A 6256-nucleotide genomic window follows, 5' to 3' on the forward strand; every position below is an offset into this window, starting at 1 on the left:
CAGCTTCATGCCGTGGCGCGGCCGGGTTTCGATGGCCAGCTGGTAGCGCGTCAGCCAGTCGCGCACCTCGGCCATGTCGCCCTGCAGCGCCGCGCGGTTGACGAACCATTCGTCGGCGATGTCCTGCAGCTTCAGCGAATAGTCGGCGGTGAGGAAACGCCACAGCAGGCAATGCACCCGTTCGCCGCCGGTGCGCGGCAGCCGCCGCGACGGCGCTTCGGCCTGGCTCAGCCGTTCGAAACGCTCGGCGTCGCTGATGGCCAGCCGGTAGCCCTCGCCCCGCTCCAGCACGAACTGCGCGCCGTGCTCGTCCAGCAGCTCGTTCAGCGCGCCGATGTCGCTGCGCACCGTCCGGGTGGATACCGCCAGCCGCCGCGCCAGTTCTTCCTGCGGCAGCGTTTCCGCCTGCAAGGCTGAGAACAGCTGGGAGAGACGGGGGTGCGGGAATCTAACCATGGCTACCTTTAAACTGGCTGGTTGCGGGATCAGGCCAGCGCGGCCTGGGTCATTTCCAGCAGGGCGCGCACGTCAGCGGGACGGGTGCAGCCGCTGGCGGGGTCGATAATGGAGCTGTAAACATGCGGAATGATGCGCGGCACGCCGGCGTCCAGCGCGATGCGCAGAATGTCCTCATAGTTATGGAGGTCTATGCCGCCGGTTGGTTCCAGCCAGAAGTCGTGGCGGGCGCAGGCCTCCGCCACCGCGCGGTATTCATCGAGGTATTTGAGGCCGTCCATCGAGAAATACTTGAGCGAGTCGGCGCCCATGTCTTTCAGCATGGCGATGGCGGTTTCCACCGGCACCACGCCGGCCGGCGCGTTCGCGCTCAGCGGTCCGGTGGAGATCTTGACCATGCCTATCAGCCCGCAGGGCGACGCCAGGCCGTTGACCACGGTCTGGTCCTGGCCCAGCAGGGCGCGGCTGGCGGCTACGCCGGTGAATACCTGGTTCACATGCTGCGGCTGCAGCTGGCCGGCGATGGCGCTGACCATGGCGGACTGCCGCGGATCGCCGGCGCCCAGCCCGACCGAGACGGCGTTGTCTATGGCGGCGGCGCAGTCGCGCATGTCGGCCACCGCGCTGGCCACGTCCGGGTAGTTCTTGGACAGCAGGCCCACCAGCACATGGCCGGCGGCGGCGTCGTAGATTTCCAGCGCGTTGCGCTTGCTGCCGGCCAGCACGTTCAGGCAGACGCGGTCTTGGAGAAAGTTGGGAGTCAGTCGCATATTCAGTTTTCCTTCAACAGGGTTTCGATGCAATGGCCCAGCGTGGCGAGCTGAGCGTCGTCCACGCTGCGGATGTCGAACTCCAGCCGGCCTTCGTTGGCGTGGTATTCGCGGCAATACACGGCGGGATTGCCCGCCTTGAGGCGTTTCGCGGCGGCGGCGGCGTCCAGGCCGGCGGCGGACGGATCGAAGGCGACTTCGGCGCGGGCGATGTCGCGGCCGGCGCTGTCCCAGGCTACTTGGGCGCGGATGCCGGGCAAGCGGTTGAGCCGCGCTAGCAGCGGCTCCAGCCGGCGCGCCATCTCGGTGCCGCCGGCTTTGGGCGTGGACAGATAATGTTCGACGGCGGCGGTCAGGCCCAGGATGCCTTCCTTGCCTATCTTCATCGCGCGGCCTATGCCCTTGCCCTGCAGCTTGACCCACTCCACGTGCTGGCGGCGGCCCAGCACCAGGCCGCTGGACGGGCCTTCCATCGCCTTGGCGCCGCTGTAGATCACCAGGTCCGCGCCCAGGCGGTAGTAGAGGCGGAGGTCTTCCTCGGCGGCGGCGTCCACGATCAGCGGCACGCCGCGCGCGCGCGCCACGGCCACGGCTTCCTCCACGGTCGGCATGCTTTTCTGCACGGCGTGGTGGGACTGGATGTAGAGGATGGCGGCGGTGCGGGCGGTGACGGCGGCGTCCAGCTGGGCCGGCGTGCACTCATTGGCCCAGCCGGCCTCGACCACCTTGCCGCCGCCCAGCGCCACCATGGTGGCCACCGGCGCGCCGTAATTCACGTTGTGGCCCTTGGCCAGTACGATTTCGTCCGGGCCGCTCGCCGGCTTGGCGTGCAGATTGACCAGCAGGTCCGGGTCGTCGCGGACGATGACGGCGGCCACCGACAGCGCGATGCCGGCCGAGGCGCAGGACACCACGGTGGCGGCTTCCGCGCCCAGCAAGCCGGCCAGATGGTCGCCGGTCTTGTCCACCAAGTCCGGCATTTCAAAGTAATGCGCCATGCCCTGGCGCGCGGCGTCCATCACTGCCGGCGCCGGCGTGGAGACGCCGAGGATTGTCATGCGGCCGGAGGCGTTGATCACCGGCTTCAAGCGGTATTTGTCATGGATGGAAGACATGATGGGTTTTCCCTTCTGCAGTGGGCCACACCTGGCCGGCGACGATGGCGGCCAGCGGGCGCAGCGTTTGCGAGGCCGGCTGGCTGCCGCCTTCGCTGTCGGCGAGGACGGCGTCGCAGTCGGCGAGGTCGAAAATGGTGAAATCGGCGTCGGCGCCGACGGCCAGCCGGCCCTTGCCGGGCAGGCGCAGCGCGTCGGCGGCGCGGATGGTCACGCAATCGATCAGCCGCGGCAACGGCATGCCCAGCGCCAGGAACTTCGACATCACGTGGCCGAGGCCGTATACCGGGCCGGACACGCGGTTGCGGCAATAGATGTCGGAGCTGATGGTGTGCGGATAAATGCCCTGCGCCAGCGCGGCGCGCGCCACCTCGAAGCTGAAGCTGGCGCTGCCGTGGCCCACGTCCAGCAAGACGCCGCGCTCGATGGCGGCGACGATGCCGCGGCGCAGCCGCGCCTGGCCGTCCAGGATGCGGTTGGGCTTGCCGTTGAAGCAGTGAGTCAGGATGTCGCCCGATTCGAGCAGGGCGGCGATGTCGTCCAGCTCCGGCGGCGTATTGCCCACATGCACCATCAGCGGCAGGCCGCCGGCCTGGTGTTGCATGTCCTTGGCCAGGACCAGCGGGGCCAGGCCGTTCTGGCCAACCACGCTGCCGCTGAGACGGGCCTTCAGTCCGACGACAAAGCCCTGATGCTGGCGGATGGCGGCCAGGGCCAGCGGCAGGTCCACATCGGCCAGATCCGCCAGCTCATGCTGGGTGGCCAGGCCGATGCGCGAGATATTGAGCAGCGCGCGCACCTCGGTGCGGGCGGCGTCGGCATGGCGGCGCAAGCGGGCGATGTCGTCGACGCCGGCGCTGCCGGCATCCACCACGGTGGTGACGCCCCCGGCTATGCCCACCGCGTCCGGCGCGTCGCGATAGATGGGCGACTCCGGGAAGCAATGCACATGGCCGTCAATCCAGCCGGCGCTGAGATAATGGCAGCCGGCCAGCTCCAGCACGCGCCGGGCGGGGCTGTCCACCCGGCCGATGGCGGCGATGCGTCCGCCGGCCGCGGCGATGTCGGCCAGCTCGCCATCGGGCAGGCGGGCTTGGCGAATGATCAGATCGTACATGGCGTCTTTCTCAGGCTAGGGCGACCGGGAACAGCGCGCCGAACAGCATCGCGCCGAGAATGGCGCCGCCGGTGATGGGCTTGCCCCACAGGTAGAAGGCCAGCGCGCCCAGCAGCGAGCCGATGCCGATGGGAATGGAGGCGGCGATGGCGGACAGGATGATCAGCGGGCCGAGGAAACGGCCGGACGAATTGCCCGCTCCCATCATCACGTCCGCGCCGAAGGTGGAGTTGCCCTGGTTGATGGTGAACTTGCGCGCCAGGATGATGGCCGCGCCTATGGCCAGGCCGGCGGCGAAGCCGGTCAGCAGCGCGCCGAAGAAGTTCTCCACCGGCCACAGCACGCCGGCGCCGAGGAACATGGCCGGGATGCCCAGGCCGACGCCGGTCATGATGGCGCCGCCTATGTCCAGGATGCCCACCAGCGAGCCTTCTATCACCCGGGCGAACAGGAAGCTGGCGCCGAAGGCGGCCACCGCGCCGTAGACGCCGGTGTCGATGCCGGCGCGCAGCATCGAGACGAAAGCCACCTCGTTGAAGGCGCCGATGCCGTAGACGTAATACATGTGGGTGCCGGCGAACACGCCGGAGGACAGCAGGCCCACCAGCAGCGGGAAGGTCCAGTCCGCGTACCAGAAGTTCTGTTTCAGCTCCTCGATTTGCACGTCGTCCATGCTCAATCTCCTGTCGATCAGCCGCGCACGGCGTGGTGGATGGCATGCAGCCAGTCAGGCGGCGCCAGGCGGAAGGATTCCAGCGTCTTCAGGTCGAAGCCGCGGAAGAAGGCGCTCATCAGGAACAGGGCGACGATGGCGGCCATCATCACCTTGGTGATGCGGTTCCAGCCGCCGTCGTCCACGCCCTTGCCGATCAGGATGCCCAGCACCAGGCCGGGCACGGCGTTGCCCATGATCAACTGGGCCAGGCCGCCGAAGATAGTGCCCCAGAAACCGGAGCGCTTGCCGGCCTCGATGGCGGCCAGCCAGAAGATCACCGGCATGATGATGTTGACCAGCAGATTGGCCGCCGGCACCAGCACCTTGACCGCGGTGATCTGCAGCGCCGCCGGCACGGCGGAAGCGGTGGTATTGAGGAAAGCCACCACCAGCATGCCGATCAGGCCGCAGACCAGGGCCATCTTCTTGGGGTTGTGCAGCGTCTGGGCCAGATTGCGGTTGCGCGACAGCAGCGCCGCCGCGCCCCAGTGCGGGATGATGCGGTGGTCTATGTCCTGGGTGAAGGCACCGGCGGCGACCGACGACGCCCAGGCGTTGAAGAAAAAGCCCAGGCCGAAGGAGAAGTGCGAGGCCGGATCGCCCTCGCAGGAGTTAAGCTCGCCCAGCGTGCGGAAGGCGCCCATGCCCTGGGTGGTGGGCGCGTGGAACATGCGGGCGGCGCCGGCGCCGACGGCGGTGCCGACCAGGCCGCCGATCGCCAGCGATTTGAGGAGTATGGTCAGGAACATGGGCGCGTCCTCGTGAAGGAGCGGGATGGAACGGGGGCGAAGGCCACGCTGTCGGCATCGATGGCGGAGACCTGCGCCGTGACTTCCAGCGCCACCGAGTAGCGGGTGCGTTCGCGCGGCAGGAACAGGAACAGGAAGCGCTCGGTCGTCGTCGCCTGTTCGGCATGGATCACTTGGACCTCATGCGGCTCGATGCGCAGCAGCACCTTGTCGCTCTGTCCCAGCACGGCGCGCTGCACCTTGGACAGCGCGTCGGCGAAGGCCTGCGCCTTGCTGTCGCCCTGGCCGGACACCTGCACGGTGGCGAGGAAGGTTTGTTTCATATCAGCCGCCGTGCTTCTTCAGGTAGGCGGCCACCAGGCGCTGGCCCAGCTCCTCCTTGTCCATGAAGCCGAAGCCGAGCACGTTGTAGCCCTCCTCGATGGCGGTGACGCCTTCCTCGATCGAACGCATGCCGTAACGGGCCTTGTAGCCGTGCTTGGTCTGGGCGGTGATGGCGCCGGCGCCGCCGCTGCCGCAGAACGAGATGCCCAGCTGGGCGTTTTCCGCCTTCATCACGTCGCCGAGCTTCATGTCGGCGGCCATGCCGGGAATCACCACCGCGCGGCCGCTGGCCTGCTCCACGCCGGCCGCCACTTTCTGGCCCTTGCCCAGGCGGTCTCCAATCACTACGGTAATTTGGCTCATTGCATTCTCCTCGCGGCGGATCAGGCCTGGTTCTGGGCCATTTCGAAATGGATGGACAGCAGCAGCGCCTCGTCGGACGGCAGGTTGCCGAACAGCGCGACCACGTCCTGGGACAAGCGCATCGCGACGGGCGAAATCTCGTCGAACAGCGAGCGGTCGAAATCCGGCAGGCCCTCGCCGGTCAGCGAGCGGCGCGCCATGGCGCGCACATGGGACGCCAGCTTCAATTGCTGGCTGTCGTTCAGGCACTTGCCGGCGGTGTCCAGCAGCGCCGGGACGCGGGCCAGCACCTGGCCGCTCAGCGCGTCTACCTGTTGCTGGGTGTGTTCGGGGGACAGTACGGAGTGGGACATGATGGGTTTCCGTTGAGTTGGCAGTAGGGTCGAGGACTACTGTAAGCAAGGGAGACGATGGCTTGTAGCCGGTTTTTTTCCGGCGGCGAGCGGAAATCCGCGCTGCGGAATGGTGTTGCCATGAGCTGCGGAAAGGAAGCGTGTCCGGGACGCCAGGATGGCGAAAGATGGCAACGGGTTGGCGCGCGCGGCTGGAGGCCATTGGCGCTGCTGCCGATTGCTATCCTGGAGGCACGACAGTTTGACGGAGGGCAGGGCGGGCGGGTGAAAGGGTGAAAGGGTGAAAGGGTGAAA

Annotated in this window: 9 protein-coding genes; all 9 read right to left on the reverse strand. The window is 67.7% G+C overall.

What is annotated here, in order from left to right; translation table 11 throughout:
* A partial coding sequence (locus C2I19_RS16070) for a BglG family transcription antiterminator (RefSeq protein ID WP_146056845.1) occupies positions 1 to 456 on the reverse strand: 456 nt, incomplete at its 3' end.
* A 29-nt stretch (positions 457 to 485) separates the two neighbouring features.
* Positions 486 to 1226, reverse strand: coding sequence for a 2-dehydro-3-deoxy-phosphogluconate aldolase (dagF, locus tag C2I19_RS16075; RefSeq protein WP_103903677.1), 741 nt, complete (start codon positions 1224 to 1226; stop codon positions 486 to 488).
* A 2-nt stretch (positions 1227 to 1228) separates the two neighbouring features.
* On the reverse strand, positions 1229 to 2341 hold the full coding sequence (locus C2I19_RS16080) for a DgaE family pyridoxal phosphate-dependent ammonia lyase (protein WP_103903678.1): 1113 nt from the start codon (positions 2339 to 2341) through the stop codon (positions 1229 to 1231).
* Positions 2325 to 3458: an amidohydrolase/deacetylase family metallohydrolase gene (locus tag C2I19_RS16085; RefSeq protein ID WP_103903679.1), complete on the reverse strand. Its 1134-nt coding sequence runs from the start codon at positions 3456 to 3458 to the stop codon at positions 2325 to 2327. The genes C2I19_RS16080 and C2I19_RS16085 overlap by 17 nt, the downstream gene beginning before the upstream one ends.
* Before the next feature lie 10 nt (positions 3459 to 3468).
* Entirely contained in the window at positions 3469 to 4131 is a 663-nt protein-coding gene (locus C2I19_RS16090) for a DUF4310 family protein (protein ID WP_103903680.1), read from the reverse strand.
* Positions 4132 to 4148: 17 nt separating this feature from the next.
* On the reverse strand, positions 4149 to 4922 hold the full coding sequence (locus C2I19_RS16095; RefSeq protein WP_103903681.1) for a DUF4311 domain-containing protein: 774 nt from the start codon (positions 4920 to 4922) through the stop codon (positions 4149 to 4151).
* Positions 4913 to 5245: a DUF4312 family protein gene (locus C2I19_RS16100; protein ID WP_103903682.1), complete on the reverse strand. Its 333-nt coding sequence runs from the start codon at positions 5243 to 5245 to the stop codon at positions 4913 to 4915. Before C2I19_RS16100 ends, C2I19_RS16095 begins: the two co-directional genes overlap by 10 nt.
* 1 nt (position 5246) lies before the next feature.
* A complete protein-coding gene (locus C2I19_RS16105; protein ID WP_103903683.1) occupies positions 5247 to 5609 on the reverse strand; it encodes an SFCGS family glycine-rich protein in 363 nt (120 codons plus the stop codon).
* Positions 5610 to 5629: 20 nt separating this feature from the next.
* Positions 5630 to 5962 carry a glycine dehydrogenase gene (locus tag C2I19_RS16110; protein ID WP_103903684.1) on the reverse strand — a complete coding sequence of 111 codons (333 nt, stop codon included), beginning with the start codon at positions 5960 to 5962 and terminating at the stop codon, positions 5630 to 5632.
* Positions 5963 to 6256: the final 294 nt, after the last annotated feature.

Origin of the sequence: Chromobacterium alticapitis, from assembly GCF_002924365.1 — a bacterium.
GTDB classification, from domain to species: Bacteria; Pseudomonadota; Gammaproteobacteria; order Burkholderiales; family Chromobacteriaceae; genus Chromobacterium; species Chromobacterium alticapitis.